The organism is Actinoplanes campanulatus (assembly GCF_014647795.1).
GTDB classification, from domain to species: domain Bacteria; phylum Actinomycetota; class Actinomycetes; order Mycobacteriales; family Micromonosporaceae; genus Actinoplanes; species Actinoplanes campanulatus.
In genome coordinates this window covers 443,663-460,559 of record NZ_BMPW01000003.1, presented here as the reverse complement: position 1 = coordinate 460,559, position 16,897 = coordinate 443,663, and the positions used below count along the sequence as shown (strand labels likewise).

The following is a 16,897-nucleotide window of genomic DNA, read 5'->3' as shown; positions in this document are numbered from 1 at the left end:
GATCGGCATCTCCCAGATGCACGTCTCGCGACTGCTGACCAAGGCGCTCACCAAGCTGCGCCGGCAGCTGGCCGAGGCCTGACGGTTCCGGCCCGGTCACGGCGCCCGGCTCGCCGGGCGCCGTCGGCATGCCCGGCTCAGCGGGTGGCCTCCTGGGCGGGCTCGACGGAGGTGAGCCGGACCCAGACGATGAACGTGGCGGCGGTGGCCGCGACGATGGCGGCCACGCCGGTGAGGAACGCGTAGCGGCCCGAGACCAACTCCGGGAGGGCGCGTTCGGACAGGGCCACGGACAGCAGGCCGACCACCGCGGCGGTGGCGGTGAGGGCGGCGGTCACCGTGAGGACCGCCATGACCAGCCGGTTCGGCAGGTGCGGCCGCCGGGTCGGCCCGGACCGGCGCAGCCGCACCCCGAAGACCGCGACCGAGCCGCAGGCCAGCACGATGAGCAGGGCCGCGAGCACGTCGCTGGGCCGGTGCCACTCGGCCCACACGGTGGCCACCGAGACCACCGCGACGTAGCCGGCGCCGAGCAGCCCGACCGTGCCGCGCAGCGCCCGGGGGAAGACCAGCACCAGCACGAACGCCGCCGACGCGGCGGCCGTGGCGTGCCCGCTCGGGAACGAGTTGGGCGCCGGGAAGCCGTCCAGGAGCGGCCGGTCCAGATGGGCCTTGAACTGCTGGGTCGCCAGGTTGGCGGTGATCACCAGGAAAGCGGAGGCGACGGCCAGGTCGAGGCGGCGGCGCAACACGCCGAAGGCCGCGGCGGCCAGGCAGACCACGGCCAGCACCGCGAGGCGGGTGGCGTCGAGCGTACGGGTGAGCACGTCACCGACCCGTGGATGGTGGAAGTCGCCGCCCAGCAGGGCCGCGGTGTCCACCGCCTGCCCCAGCCCGGTCCCCACGAAGAGCCGGTGCACGCCCACCGCGCCGACCGCGGCGGCCACCGCGACCAGCAGTGGGGTGAGGGTGTGGGGCAGGGTGCGGCCCGTGGTGCGGGCGGGGGCCGGGCGGGGCGCGACAGCCGTCATCGGGAACCTCCAGGACTGGCGATGCGCCAACGCCCTTTCCCCGTACCGCTGGTTTCCAAGCACCGGATTCCGCCGACCGCAACGTGACGGCACCCGATCGTGGCCGTCCGGCGCAACGGCCACGCCTCACCTTCGAAACCGACGTTGCCGGTGACGAAGAGGATCTCATTCATGGGCCACACCACCCGACGACTGCTCACCGGTGTTCTGCTGGTGCTCACCGCCGGGGCCGGAACCGTGATCGCGCCCGGCGCGGCGCACGCGGCCGGTGTCCGGGCGACCATCGATGTGAACAGCAAGCTGAAGGTACGCGCCAAGCCATCGCTGACGGCCAAGGTCACCGGCACGCTGCGCGACGGTCAGCGGATCAACGTGGCCTGCTCGATCACCGGTCAGAGCGTGCGCGGCAAGGTCCGGACCACCACCCTGTGGGACCGGCTCGCCGACGGCCGGTACGTGTCGCACTCCTACGTGCGCACCTCCGCCAAGATCCCGGCCTGCAAGAGCGCGGCGCCCGCCCCCGCGCCGAAGCCGACCCCGAAGCCGACCCCGAAGCCGACCCCGAAGCCGACCCCGAAGCCCACCCCGGCCCCGGCGCTGACGCCCGCCCAGTTCATCGCCGCGGCGGCGCCGGGCGCGCAGCAGGGCTGGCGGGAGTACGGCGTACCGGCGTCGGTCACCATCGCCCAGGCCATCCTGGAATCCGGCTGGGGCCGTAGCGGCCTGTCGTCGGTGGACCGCAACTACTTCGGGATCAAGTGCCAGGGCGGCTCCTACGGGCCCCACGCCACCGGATGCCATGTCTACAAGACGACCGAGTGCGACAAGGCCGGGAAGTGCTTCCAGACGTCCGACGCGTTCCGGACGTACGCCTCGATGGCCCGCTCGTTCCGCGACCACGGCCACTTCCTCAAGAACAACAAGCGGTACGCCCCGGCGTTCGCGCACACGAAGAACGCGAACAAGTTCATCGAGGCGGTACGGAAGGCCGGGTACGCCACCGACCCGAACTACACCGCCAAGGTCACCAACATCATGAAAAAATACGATTTGTACCAGTACGACACCTGGAAGTAGTGCCAGGCATACCCTTTTTCACATGGGGGAACGTAGGGACGGAGCGCGGCGGGTCACCAGCCCGCTGCTCTCCGTCTCCGTGCTTCTGGCCGGGCTGGCCGTCACCGTCCTGTCCTCGGCCGCCCTCCACGGGGCCCAGCGCGACATCGCGAGCCGGGTGATGGACCAGCGGCACCGGACCACCCTGGCCGCCGTCCGCGCCGAGACCGAGCGGTATCGCGGCCTGCTCGACAGCGTCGCCGCCGGCATCGCCACCGACAGCCACCTCACCTGGGAGGACTTCGACGTCGCGACCGGCCCGCTGGCGGACGCCGGGCTGGCCGGCGCCACCCCGGTGGCGTTCCTCGTGAGCGTCCCCGAGGACGGCGTGGCGGCGGCCCAGCAGCGGTGGCGCGACCACGGGGCGTCCGGTCTCGTCCTGCGCCCGAACCCGGGCAACGACGTGCACTACTTCCGGGTGCTGAGCCGCGCCCTCGGCGACGCCGGGCAGGCCGGCCCGCGCCCGGGAACCGACGTGGCCGGCGCCGGGCCGCTGTCCACCGCGCTGGAGCTGGCCCGGGACACCCACCGAACCACCGTCTCGGACGCCTACGTGCCGATCCACGACCCGGACGGGCAGCCGTCGTTCGCGTTCGCCGCACCGGTCTGGACCCGCGCCAACACCCCGGAGTTCCGCGGCTGGGTGGTCGCCGGCCTGCACGGCGGCACCTTCCTGCGGGACGTCCTGCGGACCGTGGGCGACTCCGGCGTCGCCGGCGAGCTCGTCGCGGTCGACGGCGACGGCGGCCGGGACACGGTGGCGAGCTGGGCCGGCCCCGGCGAGCCGGACCTGCGCCGCTCCGATCCGTTCGAGGTCGGCGACCGGCAATGGGTCCTGGAGACCCGCGGCGATTCCCGGCAGCTCGCCGGCACCGGCTGGTACCTGCCGATGACCATCCTGGCCGGCGGCCTCATCCTCACCGGCCTGCTGGCCCACCCGCGGCCGCCGTTCGCCGAGCCGGGCCCTAGGCACCGTCGGAGGCGGCCCGTGACGGCAGCAGCTGTGCGACGAGCGCCAGCAGCTGGGCCGGCAGGAACGGCTTGAGCAGCGTCGCGGAGGCGCCCGCGTTCTCGGCCAGCCCGTCGCCCGGCATCAGCGAGCCGCTGGCCACCACCACCGGGATGTGCCGCAGATCGTCGTCGGCCCGGATCGCCCGGCACAGCTCCAGGCCGGTCATGTACGGCATGTCCACGTCGGTGATCACCAGGTCCGGCCGGTGCTCCCGGACCGCCGCCAGGGCGGTGACACCGTCGGCCGCGGCCACCACGCGGTGCCCGGCGCGCTCCAGCGAACGCTGCACCACGTACCGGATGTCGTCGTGATCCTCAGCGACTACGATCACCGTCGGCCCCGTTCCTGATCCAGCCTCGTCCCCGGGGATACCGAGCCAGACCGTCTCCGGGAAACGGCCCCGCCCATCCGGTCCGAAAGGGTGACCGCCGCCGTCGGGGTTCGCCGAACGGCTCGTGACGAGCCGGGGCAGGGCGGCGTTAATCACCAGGCGTTTCCGGCCGGTTGCGCCTATCCTTGCTCCGCCATGTCGATAACGCCTGTCTCCTCGCTGCGTAGCCGGATCTCCGAGTTGCTGCCCCGTGACCAGCGGCGGCTCCAGCGCCGCCTCGACGGGACCCGGCGCATCCGTGACGACGCCGCCCGTGCCACCGCCGTCGCCGAGATCGAGGCCGAGGTGGAGCGGGCCCGGCTGCGCCTGGAGAGCCGGATCGCGTCGGCGCCCCGGATCACCTACCCCGAGGGGCTGCCGGTCAGCGCCCGCAAGGACGACATCGCCGACGCCATCCGGGACCACCAGGTCGTGGTCGTGGCCGGCGAGACCGGCTCCGGCAAGACCACCCAGATTCCGAAGATCTGCCTGGAGCTGGGCCGGGGCATCCGCGGCCAGATCGGCCACACCCAGCCGCGCCGGATCGCCGCCCGCACCGTGGCCGAGCGGATCGCCGAGGAGCTGGACCGGCCGCTCGGCTCCACGGTCGGCTACAAGGTGCGGTTCACCGACCAGGTGAGCGACGACACGATGGTCAAGGTGATGACCGACGGCATCCTGCTGGCCGAGATCCAGAACGACCGGACGCTGTACCGGTACGACACGCTGATCATCGACGAGGCCCACGAGCGCAGCCTCAACATCGACTTCATCCTCGGCTACCTCCGGGAGCTGCTGCCGAAGCGACCCGACCTCAAGCTGATCATCACCTCGGCGACGATCGAGACCGAGCGGTTCGCGGCCCACTTCGCCGGCGCCGACGGTAAGCCCGCCCCGGTCATCGAGGTGTCCGGCCGGACCTACCCGGTCGAGGTGCGCTACCGGCCGCTGGTCACCACCACCGTGATCGAGGACGACGAGGTCCGCGAGGAGCCGATCGACCAGATCGACGGCATCGCGGCCGCCGTCGACGAGCTTCCCACCGACGGCGACATCCTGGTCTTCCTCTCCGGCGAGCGGGAGATCCGGGACACCGCCGACGCGCTGAACAAGAAGGAACTGCGCGGCACCGAGGTCATCCCGCTCTACGGCCGGCTCTCCTCGGCCGAACAGCACCGGGTCTTCGAACGGCACAGCCAGCGCCGGGTCGTCCTGGCCACCAACGTCGCCGAGACCTCGCTCACGGTGCCCGGCATCAAATACGTGATCGACCCCGGCACTGCCCGGATCAGCCGTTACTCGCACCGGCTCAAGGTGCAGCGGCTGCCCATCGAGCCGGTCTCGCAGGCCAGCGCCAACCAGCGCAAGGGCCGCTGCGGCCGGACGTCGGACGGCATCTGCATCCGGCTCTACTCGGAGGAGGACTTCGAGCAGCGGCCCGAGTTCACCGAGCCGGAGATCCTGCGGACCAACCTGGCCAGCGTCATCCTCCAGATGACCAACCTGGGCCTCGGCGACCTCCAGCGGTTCCCGTTCATCGACCCGCCGGACCGGCGCAACATCACCGACGGCATCAAGCTGCTCGAGGAACTCGGCGCCCTCGACGACCGCAAGCTCACCCCGCTCGGCCGGCAGCTCGCCCAGCTCCCGGTCGACCCCCGGCTGGCCCGCATGGTCATCGAGGCGGACCGGCAGGAGTGCCTGGCCGAGGTCATGGTGATCGCGGCCGCCCTGTCGATCCAGGACCCGCGCGAGCGGCCCGCCGAGAAACAGCAGCAGGCCGACGAGAGGCACGCCCGGTTCACCGACAAGGAATCGGACTTCTTCAGCTATCTCAACCTGTGGCGCTATTTGCGGGAGAAGCAGCAGGAACTGTCCGGAAACCAGTTCCGCCGGCTCTGCCGCAACGAATTCCTGAACTACCTGCGGGTCCGTGAGTGGCAGGACATCTACGCGCAACTGAAGCAGGTCGCCCGTACCCTCGATCTGTCCTTGAAAGAGGATTGGGAAGCGGGAGTCGCGCCACAACCGGTGCACACCGCTCTGCTCGCGGGTCTGCTCAGCCACATCGGCATGAAGGACCAGGAGAAACGCGAATTCATCGGCGCCCGCGGCGCGAAGTTCGCGATTTTCCCCGGTTCCGCGCTGTTCAAGCGGCAGCCCCGCTGGGTGATGTCCGCCGAATTGGTGGAGACCAGCCGGCTGTGGGGCCGGGTGAACGCGCGAATCGAGCCGGAATGGGCCGAGAAACTCGCTCCGCACCTGGTCAAACACAGCTACAGCGAGCCGCACTGGGACCGCAAGATGGGCGCGGTGATGGCATTCGAGAAGGTGACCCTCTACGGTCTGCCGATCGTGCCGCGTCGCCGCGTCGGATACGGCCGGGTCGATCCGGTCGTCTCCCGGGAGCTTTTCATCCGGCACGCGCTGGTCGAGGGGGACTGGGAGACCCACCACAAGTTCTTCGCCGAGAACCGGCGGCTGTTGGAGAAGATCACCGAGATCGAGAACCGGGCCCGCCGCCGGGACATCGCGGTCGACGACGAAACGGTGTACGCGCTCTATGACGCCCGGATACCCGCCGACGTCGTCTCCGCCCGCCATTTCGACGGATGGTGGAAGAAGGCGCGGGTGGAGACGCCGGATCTGCTCACCTTCACCCGCGACGATCTGGTCAACACGGGCCGGGACACGGTCGACCCCAACCAGTTCCCGGACGCGTGGCTCTCCGGTGGCGTGAAACTGCCGCTGTCCTATTCCTTCGAGCCGAATTCGCCGGCCGACGGCGTCACCGTCCGGGTGCCGCTCGACCTGATCAACAAGGTCGACGCGGACGACTTCGGCTGGTCGGTGCCGGGCTTCCGCAAGGAGGTGGTGATCGCGCTGATCCGGGCGCTGCCCAAGCAGCTGCGCACCGCCTTCGTCCCGGTACCGGACTGGGCCGAGGCCGTCCTCGACCGGGTGCCGGTCCGGCGCGGCCCGCTGCCCGACGCCATCGGCACCGAGCTGCGGCGGCTCACCGGGACCGTGGTGCCCCGTGATGCGTGGCGGCCCGACCAGGTGCCCGAGCACCTGCGGATGAACTTCCGGATCGTCAACGAGAGCGGCGAGACGGTCGCCGAGGGCCGCGATCTGGAGGTGCTGCGCCGGCAGCTGGCACCCAAGGTGCAGGCCGTCATCTCCCGGGCGGCCGGCAACCTGGAACGGCGCGGGATCACCGCCAACGACTTCGGCGTGCTGCCCCGTCGGGTCGCCCAGGTCCGCGGCGGCTACGAGGTCAACGTCTGGCCGGCGCTGGTCGACGAGGGCGACAGCGTGGCGGTCCGGGTGTTCGAGGACGAGGCGTCGCAACGGGTCGCCATGGTCGCCGGCACCCGGCGGCTGCTGCTGCTCACGCTGCCGCCCGCCGCGCGGTTCCTCCAGGGGCGGCTGGACAACCGGGCCAAGCTGGAACTGAGCCGGGCCAACCCGTACCGGTCGATCGCCGACCTGCTCGACGACTGCGCCGGCGCGGCCGTGGACCGGCTCGTCGCCGAGGCCGGGGGACCGGTCTGGTCATCGGTGGAGTTCGCCTCATTGCGCGACACCGTCCGGCAGGACCTGGTCGACGCGGTCGCCAACCTGGTCACCCAGGTGCGGGCGGTGCTCGCCACGTCGTACGACGTGGACCAGCGCCTCAAACAGCTGCGCGACCCGCAGCTGCTCCCCGCCCTGGCCGACATCCGGCAGCAGCTCAAGGGCCTGGTCCATCCCGGGTTCGTCACCCAGACCGGGTGGCGCCAGCTGCACCAGATGCCCCGCTACCTGCGCGGCATCGTGCACCGGCTGGACCGGCTCGGCGGCGGCCTGGCCCGCGACCGGCAGCTCACCACCCAGATCCACGAGATCGAGTCGGAGTACCGCGAACTGCGGGCCTCGATGTCCCCCGGTGGGCCGGCCGAGGAGGGGCTGCGGGAGATCCGCTGGATGATCGAGGAGCTGCGGATCAACTACTTCGCACAGGCCCTCGGGACGGCGTACCCGGTCTCCGACAAGCGCATCTACAAGGCCATGGACGCGCTGCCCGGTTAGCCGGTTGGCCCGCGGTGGCGCTTGGGGTGCTAACCGGTTACCCCGGTGTCATCGCAGCTCACGGACCTCTAACGTCTTCGGCATGACGAACGAGAACCTCGCCTTCGCCGCCGCTCCGATCGCCGCCGCCGTCGCCGCCGACCGCCCCGCCCGGGTCTACCTCGACGAGATGATGGCCCGCGCCGGAGTCGACGGGCTGGCGGCCGCGTTCGCCGAACCCGCCCTGCTGGCCAGGCTCGACCAGCACGCCGCGGCGGTCCGTGACGCGCTGCGTGCCGCCGGCCGGGCCACCGACGCGGAGGGCCTGGCGGCGTACGCCCGGTCGATCGCGGCCGGCGCCGTCCGGATGGGCCGCCCGCTGCCGGAGCCGGGCTTCGCCCCGGTCACCGCTACCGAGTGGCTGGCCGCAGGCTTCCCGCTGCTGCGTGTGGTGGCGATCTGCATGATCGCCGAGGCGGGGGGCCTCCTCTGAGGGGCGACCCCCATCCGATCTACTTTTTCTAGGAGTTTGGGCATCAAATCGGATTTTAGGCCATCTTTCATCTCATGAAGATGTTCGCGGCTCTTTCTGCCGTTCTCCTCGCGCCGTTGTTCGGCGCTCCGGCCTTTGCTACCGACGAACCCGCGGGCTCCGCGGTCGTCGCTCGCTACAACTTCGACGGCGGCGCCAACGCCGGCAAGATCAACGACCTGTCCGGCCGCGGCGGTCAGCTCACCATCCGTGGCGCCAACAACGGCCAGGTCGCCATCACGACCCAGGGCACCAGCCGCTTCGCCTCGTTCCCGGGCGCGTGCGCCGGCAACACGGCCACCTGCGCCAAGGCGCTGCTCGAGGCGCCCGACGACGCCGACCTCGACCCGGGCACCCGCAACTTCCGGTGGGCGGCCACCGTACGGCTGACGACGGCCCAGCTCAGCGGCAACGCCAACGTCATGCAGAAGGGCGTCGCCACCAGCGAGAGCCAGTGGAAGATGCAGATCGGCAAGACCGGCCGCGCCCAGTGCGTGATGGTCGCCCGCGGCTCCCGCCAGTCGTTCGTGGCGCGCTCCGCCCACCCGGTCTCCGACGGCAACTGGCACCGCGTCGTCTGCGAGCGCGTCGGCACCACCCTGGCCGTCTCGGTCGACGGTGAGTCCGGCCCGAAGACCACCATCCCGTCCACGCTCTCCGTCGAGAACGCCATGCCCCTGCGCATCGGCGGCCCGAACCTCGCCGGGAACGGCGACATGTACCACGGCCAGATCGACGACGTCTACGCTCAGCTCGGCTGACACACTCCACCGGCGAACGACGACGGGCCCGGTGCCGGATTTCCTCCGGCACCGGGCCCCACTCGATCCGCGCGCGCCCGAGCGCGGCTCCCCGATCCACTTTGCTCAGCCACGCCCCGATCCGCGCAATGCAGCCACGACCCGATCCGCGCAATTCAGCTGTGGCCCGATCTGCGCGGTCTAGTTGCGGCCCGATCCGCCCGGTTCAGCTGTGGCCCGATCCGCCCGGTTCAGTTGCGGCCCGCTCCGCGCGGTTCAGTTGCGGTCTGATCCGCTCCGCTCAGCTGCGGCGGAACGCGTAGGAACGCCCACCCGAGGCCTGGCCCGCGCGGCCCGAGCGGGCCCGCCCGGAACGCTCCCGGGAGGCCTGACGAGAATCCCCCGCACCGTGATGCGCGGCGGCATGGTCGGACGGATGGTCGGCGCTTCCACCCGGCGTGGCCGGGCGCAGCGCCGCGGCGATGTCCCGCTCGACGATCTCGTCGAGGTTCGGGTGCATGGAAAACGGTTCGGCAGGCAAAACGACCTCCTTGCGGCTCCACTGGGGGAGCGGACGGGCCACGCTCACCTCCGCATCGGAGGGCATGACCGAAAACGAACAGCCCCGCACCCGAAGCGCGGCGGCCTGATCAGCGGCGAAGAGCCCGGCGGGCACGAGGCCCTCGACCGGACATGCCGGAAACCCGGTGACGTGGTGATGATGCCGCGAGGAATGCGCGACGCTCCCACCCCGGCCGTTTCCGGCGCACGGCGACAAACGCGGCCTGCACGCGTCACCGGCTCGGTGCGGCGGGCGCCAGGCGGCGGGTCGGGAAGGCATCACAGCATGTCGCTCACGCTAATCCGTTCCCATCGCCTTCGCCACCCATTTACCTGTACGGACGACGCCGCCCCCCACCGCACCGGCGGGTGGCGGCGCATGTGGAGTTTCGACCTAGGTGGGTGCACACGTTCGGGGCTTCACCTTGGTGGGTGCACACGGTGAGGCTGTGGAAGGCCTAGTGACCGCACGCGGAAGACGTCGCGTGCGCTGCCATCGCGGCCATCGGCCACGTGGGGCACCACGACACCGCTACCGTGTACGCCCACCCGCTCGCGTGGAAGCCGTGCCCACCCGGCCCGGGCGACCGGCGTCACGGCTGGGAGCGGGCACCCGGGTGCCTGAGAGGCAGGACCGTTACCAGCCGGCCGGCGTGACGGAAGGCCGGTCGGCGAGCCGGCTGTCCGCCGTGACCGGCGGCATATGCGGACGTGTCCGGTTTGCCTGGCCTGCCCGGGTGCCGATCTCCGCCCGGCGGTCGCGGCACGGGCGGGACCCGGCAGGCGGCTCGCGTGAGCCGGCGGGAGGTGTGGTCGACGGGGACGGCGACGTCCGTACCGTCAAGGAAGCCGGACCATCGCGGCGTCGAGCATCGCGACGGCGGCCGGGAAGTCGGTGAGCTGGTCGTGGATCAGGCGGAGGCCGGTGCGCAGCGCGACGGGCGGCACGCCGCGGGAGGCCAGGACGCCGCTGGTCCACACGATGAAGTCGGTGAAGATCTCCTGCTCGCCGACGTAGAGGGCGGCCGCCAGGAAGTCGACGATGTGGCCGATGTCCTCGACGGTCGACTCGTTCTGGTCGGTGCTGTATTCGTGGGCGGCGGGATAGGCGGCGACCAGGCGCTCCATCGCGGTGGCGATCAGGTTGGGACGGCCATGGACGAGGTGGGTGTACTCCTCGTCGCCGAGGTGACCGTCGGTTCCCACCGCGGGCAGGCCGATCACGTTGCGTGGTGGCCAGTCGGTGGCCAGACGGGCGACGGCCGCCTCACCGGAACCGGCCCAGGCGTGCGCGCCCAGGCGGGCGGCGTAGCGCCCGCCGGGGCCGAAGCCGCGCCCGCCGGCGATCACCGGGACACCGGTGGCGCGGCAGGCGGTGATCGCGGCGTGGGCGCGCGGCAGCCGGGTGGGGATCATGCAGCTGAGCGCGACCGCGTCCGGCCCGGTCTGGTGCAGGTGGGTGATCAGGTGCCGGCCGGGGATGCTGGCGCCCAGGAAGTCGACCCGCCAGCCGTCGAGTCGTAGCAGCTCGGCGAGCATCCGGGCGGGCATCCCGTGCCATTCGCCGTCGACGCAGGCCAGGGTGATGCGACCCTTGGGCGCCCGCGTGGTGGTGTGGGCCGCGACCGTGGCGAGGGCGCGCTCGCTGACGGCGGTGGCGGCGTGCTCGCGGGCCACCGACCACTCGTTGGCGGCCCACAGCTCGCCGACCCGGCGCTGGGTGGCGCCGATCAGGTCGAGGATGATCCGCTCGGCCGGCACACCCTGGGCGTGCAGCTCGCCGACCAGCTCGATGGCGCCCACCTCATCACTGTCCGCCACCAGGGCCAGATAGCGATCCGCGATCGGGGAATCGATGCGCGGGGCCGGCCGGGCGGGCGCGGTCACGATCGGGCCCGGGACCGGCGGTCGCCGCGCCGGGCGGCGATCAGGAAGGGCGACTGCTCGGGAACGCCGCCGCCGCGCAGGCTGAGCGCGGTGCGCGCCGGGGCCCGGACGGCCAGCATGGCGATGTCGTCGGACTGGCCGCCGTGCAGCCAGTCGGAGACGACCTGGCTGAGCCGCTCGACGACGGCGGTGGCGGGCATGCCGGCGCAGTCGGCGAGCGCCCGGTGCAGCCGGTCCTCGCCGAAATGCCCGCGCCCGGCCGGACCGCCGCGGGCCTCGGTGAGGCCGTCGCTGTAGAGCAGGCACAGCTCGCCGGGGCCCAGCTCGACGGTGGCCGGCCGGATGTCGGTCAGCGGCATCACCCCGATCAGGGCGCCCTGGATCGGAACCTCCTCGACCGTGCCGTCGGTACGCAGGACCAGTGGGCTGGGGTGGCCGCCGGTGGCCAGTTCGAGCCGGACCCGGCCGTGTTCCACCCGGCGGACCGAGCCGACCACCATGGTCACGAACCGGCTCCGCGGCCCGGATCGCAGCAGCACGTCGTTGAGCACCCGCAGCATCGCCTCCGGCTCGGCCCGCACCAGCCGCAGCGCGCCCAGGGTCTGGCGCACCTTGCCGGTGAGGACCGCCGCCTCCGGGCCGGTGCCGCAGACGTCGCCGAGCGCGATCACCGTGTCGGTGCTGTCCCCGGCGGGCCCGAAGACGTCGTAGAAGTCGCCGCCGATGTGCAGGTGGTGCGATCCGGCCAGCTCGAAGCCGTCGATCACCGGAAGGTCCGGTGGGAGCAGGTCGGCCTTGAGGATGTCGGCCGTCTCGGACTGCTCGTGGTAGAGCGTGGCGGCCGCGATCGCCATGCCGGCGCGGGCCGCGAAGACCCGGGCGAGCGCCTCGTCCTCCTCGCCGAACACGGCGGTCGCGCCGTGCCGGGCCAGGATCAGCGCCCCGGCCGGCTCGGCGTTGCCGGGCAGCGGGGTTACCAGCATCGCGCCGACCGGGCCCAGCTCGGCCGGGAGCAGCCAGCCGGGCGCCTGCGCCGGGTCCAGCCAGCGACTGGGGATCGGCGGGAAGCCGCCGAGCGACTCGACCAGGCCGGGCACGCCGTCGAGCAGCCGCTCGGGAAGCGTGCCCTCCTCGACGGCGCGTTCGGGCAGCAGCCTGGTCCAGGAGCTGCGGTGCCGGTGCGGCGGCAGGACCACCATCGCGGTGTCGGCGAGGTACTGGACCGCCAGCTCCACGACGGTACGCATGACACGCCCCACATGCAGCGACGTGGACAGCCGCCACCCCACCTCGGCGAGGAACGCGCTGTGGGCGATGTGCCGCGCCTGCTCGGTCTCGTCCCGGATGAACCAGGCGTAGTGCTCGCCGTCGAGGTCACGCCGTGTCCCGGAGAGCGAACGCCCCTCGAACTCGCACCGGAACGAGTCGGCGCCGGGCTCCGGGAACGGGCCGGTGACCGGCTCGCCGGGGAGGGCGCCGGGCACCAGGCGCCGGGCGGCGGCGTTCGCCAGGAGCACCGTGTGCCCGGCGGTGTCACACAGCAGCATCCCCTCGCCGGCGGCCTCGAAGGCGGCCTGGAGCAGGGCCGATGCCGGCGCGACCACTGTCATGTCCCCAGCCTACGGGCTGGGTGGGGCATCGTTCAGGTCGACCACGATCGGGGCGTGGTCGGACGGTCCTTTGCCCTTGCGGGCCTCGCGGTCCACGTACGCGTCGGAGACCCGGGCCGTCACGTCCGCGGTGGCGTAGACGAGGTCGATGCGCATGCCCTTGTTCTGGTGGAACATGCCGGCGCGGTAGTCCCAGTACGTGAACGGATGGTCGCCCTTGAGCGGCCGGGCCGGCACGTCGGTGAGGCCGAGGTCGCGCAGCGCCGCCAGGGCGGCCCGCTCGGGCGGTGTGACGTGGGTGGACGCGGCGAAGACGGCGATGTCCCAGACGTCGGCGTCGGTGGGCGCCACGTTGTAGTCGCCGGCCACCACCACGGGACCTTCGGCCAGGCCGGGCACGAGGGCGTCGCGCAGCGCGGCGAGCCACCGCAGTTTGTAGTCGTAGTGCGGATCCTCCGGCGTGCGCCCGTTCGGCACGTACACCGACATGAACCGGATGCCGCCGCAGCGGGCGCTGATCGCCCGCGCCTCCGGATCGGGATAGCCGGGTTCGCCGTCGAAGCCGCGGCGTACGTCGTCGAGGCCGATCCGAGACAGCAGGGCGACACCGTTCCAGCGGCCCTGCCCGTAGGCGGCCACCTCGTACCCGAGTCTCTCGACCTCGGAAGGGAAGCCGTCGTCGGCGACCTTGGTCTCCTGAATACAGACGACGTCCGGGGCGGTGTTCTCCAGCCAGTCGAGCAGGCGGGGCAGCCGGGCCTTGACCGAGTTGACGTTCCAGGTGGCGAAGCGCATACCCGCTTTCTACCTGGTCGCGGCCATCAGTGCGGCAGCCAGGCCGACGCTGAGGGACACCAGCAGGACGGTCAGCCAGATCATCGGACCTCCGATCGGCAGTGACGTGGCTTACACCAGGATTCCGCCAGCGAATAATGCCCGAGTTGGCCGCACGGCACCAGGGTCCCTGGAAGGTTTGACACCGAGAGGGGGCACCATGCACGTGGAAGTGATGCCCGAGCTACCGGCCGACATGCGGGACGAGGCTTGGGACTTCTATTCGAACTGTTTCAACGACCTGCGGATCCTCGCGGTCAACCGGCACCTCATGTACCGCCACGAGTTCGACGAGATGATGAGCGACAAACGGATCGCCAAGCACGTGGCGCTGGACGACGACGGCATCGCCGGGATGGGCACGATCACGAACGACCTGGAGTCGGTCCCGCTGATCTCGGCGGACTACTTCCAGTACCACTGGCCCGAGCTGTACGAGCAGCGCCGGCTCTTCTACTGCATCTTCGCCGGCTCCGCGCTGGGCCAGCGGGGCCGGGGCGTGTTCGTCGCCCTGCAGCGGCAGATGTACGCGCCGATCGAGGAGGTGGACGGCAAGGTCTTCTTCGACATCTGCTCGTGGAACGAGGAACGCAACCAGCTGCCCCGGATGATCTCCCTGGTGCTGAGCCGGGCGGCGTCCTGCGGCCGGGCCCAGCCGACCCGGCTGGACGCGCAGTCGTTCTGGCTGTTCGAGTTCCCGAAGGACGACATGCCGTTCCGGCGTGAGGAGCGGCGCGGTGTGCCGAGCCGGCTCGACGGCCAGCCGGAGCGGCGGGCCGCCCGGATCTGACGGACCTCAGTCGGGCCGGCGGTGCCGGCCCGACGGGTCCGCCGCGACCTCCGGTACGGCCGGGCCGCCCATCACCACGTCCCGCCAGCGCTGGGCGAACTCGGCGGCCGGCACGGCGGCGCCCCACAGCCAGCCCTGGCCGTTGACGACGCCGACCGCGTACAGGGCCTCCCGCTGCAACGGCGTCTCCACCCCCTCGGCGATCACGCTGAGACCGAGCGCGTGACTCATCGCCACCACGGCGCGGACGATCTCGTCGTCCTCGTGGTTGACCCCGAGCCCGGTCACGAACGAGCGGTCGATCTTGACGCCGGTGACCGGGAACTTGCGCAGGTAGCCGAGCGCCGAGAACCCCGTGCCGAAGTCGTCCACCAGTAGCCGTACACCGAGTTCGCGCAGTTCGAAGAGGACCCGCGAGGTGACGCTGGAACCGTCCACCATCACCGACTCGGTCATCTCCAGGGCCACGCAGTGCGGCGGGACGCCGTACCGGACCATCTCGCCGGACACGATCAGCGGCAGCTCCGGGTCGCTGAGCTGGCGCGGCGAGACGTTGATCGACAGGTAGAAGTCGTCGTGGACGGTGCCCTCCGAGCGCCACACGCCGAGCTGGCGCAGGGCCTCCTTGCGTACCCAGGTGCCGATCGCGTTGATCAGGCCGGCGTCCTCGGCGATCGAGATGAAGGTCATCGGCGGGATCGGGCCGCGTTCCGGATGCATCCAGCGGACCAGCGCCTCGGCGCCCACCGGGATCCCGGTCTCCAGCCGGACCAGCGGCTGGTAGGCCACGTGCAGCTGCTCCTCGGCGAGCGCCTGGCGCAGCGCCACCTCCAGCTCGATGCGCTCCCGGACCTGGGTGTGCATGCTGGTGTCGAAGATGATGGACCGTCCCGGGCCCTCGGCCTTGGCCCGGTACATGGCGGTGTCGGCGTCGCGCATCAGGGCCTCGGCGGTGACCTCGGCGTTGACCGGGTCGGCCACGGCGTGCGAGATGCCGATCGACGCGCTGATCACCACGTCGTGGTCGCGGACCGGGAACGGCTTGGCGAAGCAGCCGCGGATGTCGTCGACCAGGCGCAGCGCCCCGCCCTTCTCGCCGATGAACACGAGCAGGAACTCGTCGCCGCCGACCCGGGCCACCGGGATGCCGTGCGGAACCCCGGTCCGCAGCCGCCGGCCCACGTCGATCACCAGTTGGTCGCCGGTGTCGTGGCCCCACGAGTCGTTGACCCACTTGAAGCCGTCCAGGTCGAGCATGTAGACCCACACCCGGTCGTGCCCCTCCGGATCCACCACGGTGATCAGGCGCTCGATCTCGGCCGACATGGACTGCCGGTTCGGCAGCCCGGTCAGCGGGTCGTGGACGGCCTGATGCTCGGAGCGCAGCTGGGCGGCCACCTGGGCGCGGACCGCGCCGATCGCCCGGACCAGCAGCAGCGCGACGATCATCGCGCCGGTCACCGCGATCAGCACCCGGCTGGCGGCCGACCGGGTGCCGGTGGTCAGCAGCAGGGCGAACGGGACGGCCAGGGCGGGCAGCAGCAGCGACAGCCGCGGCCAGGACCAGGCCTGGGCGGGCAGCTTGGCGGCCCGGCTCATCTCCACCACGGACGGGTGCGTCGCGGCCACCCCGAGCCCGGTGTACGCGATCATGTACGGCACGTTGAGCAGCGGCGACGCGTAGATGTGGCCCTGCACCCCGACGATCGCGTAGGCCAGGTCGCCCGCGAAGATCATCGACATCATGACGATCAACCCGATCAGGCTGACCGGCCAGGTCTTCGCCGTGAAGGTGAGGTTCACCAGCAGCAGCAGGAGCAGCACGTCGAACATCGGGTACATGCCCTGGATGCCGGAGAGCACCGGGTCCCGGCCGGGGATCTGGGCCGCAGGCAGGGCCAGCAGCAGCGTGGTGGCCACCCCGGCGGCCAGGCAGACGATCAGTCCGTCCAGCACCGCGTGCCGGTCGAGGCTGCCCCGCTTCTTCAGCAGGACCAGGATGAACGCGCCGAGCAGCAGGTACCCGCTGAACGAGGCGACGTCGGCGAGCAGCGGCCACGGCATCGGCATCTCGGTGACCGTCGGGCGGATCATCACGCCGATCATGAACAGCAGCGCGGCCGCGCCCATCAGCAGCCATGCGCCCGGCGGCTCGGCGCCCCACCGCCGCGGCCCGGTGAAGCAGGCCAGCACGACGATGACCGCCAGCAGCGTGAACGCGATCGTGCCGACAGCCGATGACGGGAACAACCCGTAGAGCACGGTGGCGATGACGCCGCCCACGGCGATGACCTGCCATAGCCGTCGGGCGATTCCGGGCGGGAGCACCGATTGCACCGGGGATTCCTCCCGTACAGCCCGAAG

At 71.6% G+C, this 16,897-nt stretch carries 14 protein-coding genes; 7 read left to right on the top strand and 7 right to left on the bottom strand.

What is annotated here, in order from left to right; all coding sequences use genetic code 11:
- Positions 1-82, top strand: an 82-nt coding sequence (locus IEZ13_RS46355; RefSeq protein WP_229794566.1) for a sigma factor-like helix-turn-helix DNA-binding protein, incomplete at its 5' end; no start/stop codon positions are given.
- Positions 83-137: 55 nt separating this feature from the next.
- On the opposite strand, the gene IEZ13_RS08940 is transcribed toward IEZ13_RS46355, so the two are convergent.
- The gene (locus tag IEZ13_RS08940; RefSeq protein WP_183219325.1) at positions 138-1,031 is read right to left on the bottom strand and encodes a phosphatase PAP2 family protein; all 894 of its coding nucleotides are present in this window, start codon (positions 1,029-1,031) and stop codon (positions 138-140) included.
- A gap of 171 nt (positions 1,032-1,202) precedes the next feature.
- Here IEZ13_RS08940 and gsmA point away from each other — a divergent pair, with 171 nt between their 5' ends.
- Positions 1,203-2,108, top strand: a complete 906-nt coding sequence (gene gsmA, locus IEZ13_RS08935; RefSeq protein WP_183219323.1) for a sporangiospore maturation cell wall hydrolase GsmA — start codon at positions 1,203-1,205, stop codon at positions 2,106-2,108.
- A gap of 22 nt (positions 2,109-2,130) precedes the next feature.
- The gene (locus IEZ13_RS08930; protein ID WP_183219321.1) at positions 2,131-3,192 is read left to right on the top strand and encodes a CHASE domain-containing protein; all 1,062 of its coding nucleotides are present in this window, start codon (positions 2,131-2,133) and stop codon (positions 3,190-3,192) included.
- On the opposite strand, the gene IEZ13_RS08925 is transcribed toward IEZ13_RS08930, so the two are convergent.
- On the bottom strand, positions 3,113-3,490 hold the full coding sequence (locus IEZ13_RS08925; protein ID WP_183219319.1) for a response regulator: 378 nt from the start codon (positions 3,488-3,490) through the stop codon (positions 3,113-3,115). The genes IEZ13_RS08930 and IEZ13_RS08925 overlap by 80 nt on opposite strands.
- 195 nt (positions 3,491-3,685) lie before the next feature.
- On the opposite strand from IEZ13_RS08925, the gene hrpA reads away from it, so the two are divergent.
- The 3 genes from hrpA to IEZ13_RS08910 all read left to right on the top strand — a co-directional run bounded on the left by hrpA (position 3,686) and on the right by IEZ13_RS08910 (position 8,872).
- A complete protein-coding gene (gene hrpA / locus IEZ13_RS08920; protein ID WP_183219317.1) occupies positions 3,686-7,600 on the top strand; it encodes an ATP-dependent RNA helicase HrpA in 3,915 nt (1,304 codons plus the stop codon).
- Positions 7,601-7,682: 82 nt separating this feature from the next.
- Positions 7,683-8,072: a DUF6401 family natural product biosynthesis protein gene (locus IEZ13_RS08915; RefSeq protein WP_183219315.1), complete on the top strand. Its 390-nt coding sequence runs from the start codon at positions 7,683-7,685 to the stop codon at positions 8,070-8,072.
- Positions 8,073-8,146: 74 nt separating this feature from the next.
- Positions 8,147-8,872: a LamG-like jellyroll fold domain-containing protein gene (locus IEZ13_RS08910; protein ID WP_183219313.1), complete on the top strand. Its 726-nt coding sequence runs from the start codon at positions 8,147-8,149 to the stop codon at positions 8,870-8,872.
- Positions 8,873-9,152: 280 nt separating this feature from the next.
- Here the strand turns inward: IEZ13_RS08910 and IEZ13_RS46350 are convergent, their stop codons facing one another.
- The 4 genes from IEZ13_RS46350 to IEZ13_RS08890 form a co-directional block, all read right to left on the bottom strand.
- On the bottom strand, positions 9,153-9,527 hold the full coding sequence (locus tag IEZ13_RS46350; RefSeq protein WP_229794558.1) for a hypothetical protein: 375 nt from the start codon (positions 9,525-9,527) through the stop codon (positions 9,153-9,155).
- 725 nt (positions 9,528-10,252) lie between these two features.
- A complete protein-coding gene (locus tag IEZ13_RS08900) occupies positions 10,253-11,299 on the bottom strand; it encodes a cobalamin B12-binding domain-containing protein (RefSeq protein WP_229794557.1) in 1,047 nt (348 codons plus the stop codon).
- On the bottom strand, positions 11,296-12,909 hold the full coding sequence (locus IEZ13_RS08895) for a SpoIIE family protein phosphatase (protein WP_183219311.1): 1,614 nt from the start codon (positions 12,907-12,909) through the stop codon (positions 11,296-11,298). Before IEZ13_RS08895 ends, IEZ13_RS08900 begins: the two co-directional genes overlap by 4 nt.
- A gap of 9 nt (positions 12,910-12,918) precedes the next feature.
- Positions 12,919-13,704: an exodeoxyribonuclease III gene (locus IEZ13_RS08890; protein WP_183219309.1), complete on the bottom strand. Its 786-nt coding sequence runs from the start codon at positions 13,702-13,704 to the stop codon at positions 12,919-12,921.
- Between the two features lie 199 nt (positions 13,705-13,903).
- On the opposite strand from IEZ13_RS08890, the gene IEZ13_RS08885 reads away from it, so the two are divergent.
- Positions 13,904-14,533: a hypothetical protein gene (locus IEZ13_RS08885; RefSeq protein ID WP_183219307.1), complete on the top strand. Its 630-nt coding sequence runs from the start codon at positions 13,904-13,906 to the stop codon at positions 14,531-14,533.
- A gap of 6 nt (positions 14,534-14,539) precedes the next feature.
- On the opposite strand, the gene IEZ13_RS08880 is transcribed toward IEZ13_RS08885, so the two are convergent.
- On the bottom strand, positions 14,540-16,870 hold the full coding sequence (locus IEZ13_RS08880) for a putative bifunctional diguanylate cyclase/phosphodiesterase (protein ID WP_183219305.1): 2,331 nt from the start codon (positions 16,868-16,870) through the stop codon (positions 14,540-14,542).
- Between the last annotated feature and the right edge of the window lie 27 nt (positions 16,871-16,897).

Coding starts and splice junctions, on each gene's coding strand:
- IEZ13_RS08895 (WP_183219311.1), bottom strand. CDS start 12,909: ATGACAGTGGTCGCGCCGGCATCGGCCCTGCTCCAGGCCGCCTTCGAG.
- IEZ13_RS08940 (WP_183219325.1), bottom strand. CDS start 1,031: ATGACGGCTGTCGCGCCCCGCCCGGCCCCCGCCCGCACCACGGGCCGC.
- IEZ13_RS08885 (WP_183219307.1), top strand. CDS start 13,904: ATGCACGTGGAAGTGATGCCCGAGCTACCGGCCGACATGCGGGACGAG.
- gsmA (WP_183219323.1), top strand. CDS start 1,203: ATGGGCCACACCACCCGACGACTGCTCACCGGTGTTCTGCTGGTGCTC.
- hrpA (WP_183219317.1), top strand. CDS start 3,686: ATGTCGATAACGCCTGTCTCCTCGCTGCGTAGCCGGATCTCCGAGTTG.
- IEZ13_RS08890 (WP_183219309.1), bottom strand. CDS start 13,704: ATGCGCTTCGCCACCTGGAACGTCAACTCGGTCAAGGCCCGGCTGCCC.
- IEZ13_RS08930 (WP_183219321.1), top strand. CDS start 2,131: ATGGGGGAACGTAGGGACGGAGCGCGGCGGGTCACCAGCCCGCTGCTC.
- IEZ13_RS08915 (WP_183219315.1), top strand. CDS start 7,683: ATGACGAACGAGAACCTCGCCTTCGCCGCCGCTCCGATCGCCGCCGCC.
- IEZ13_RS08910 (WP_183219313.1), top strand. CDS start 8,147: ATGAAGATGTTCGCGGCTCTTTCTGCCGTTCTCCTCGCGCCGTTGTTC.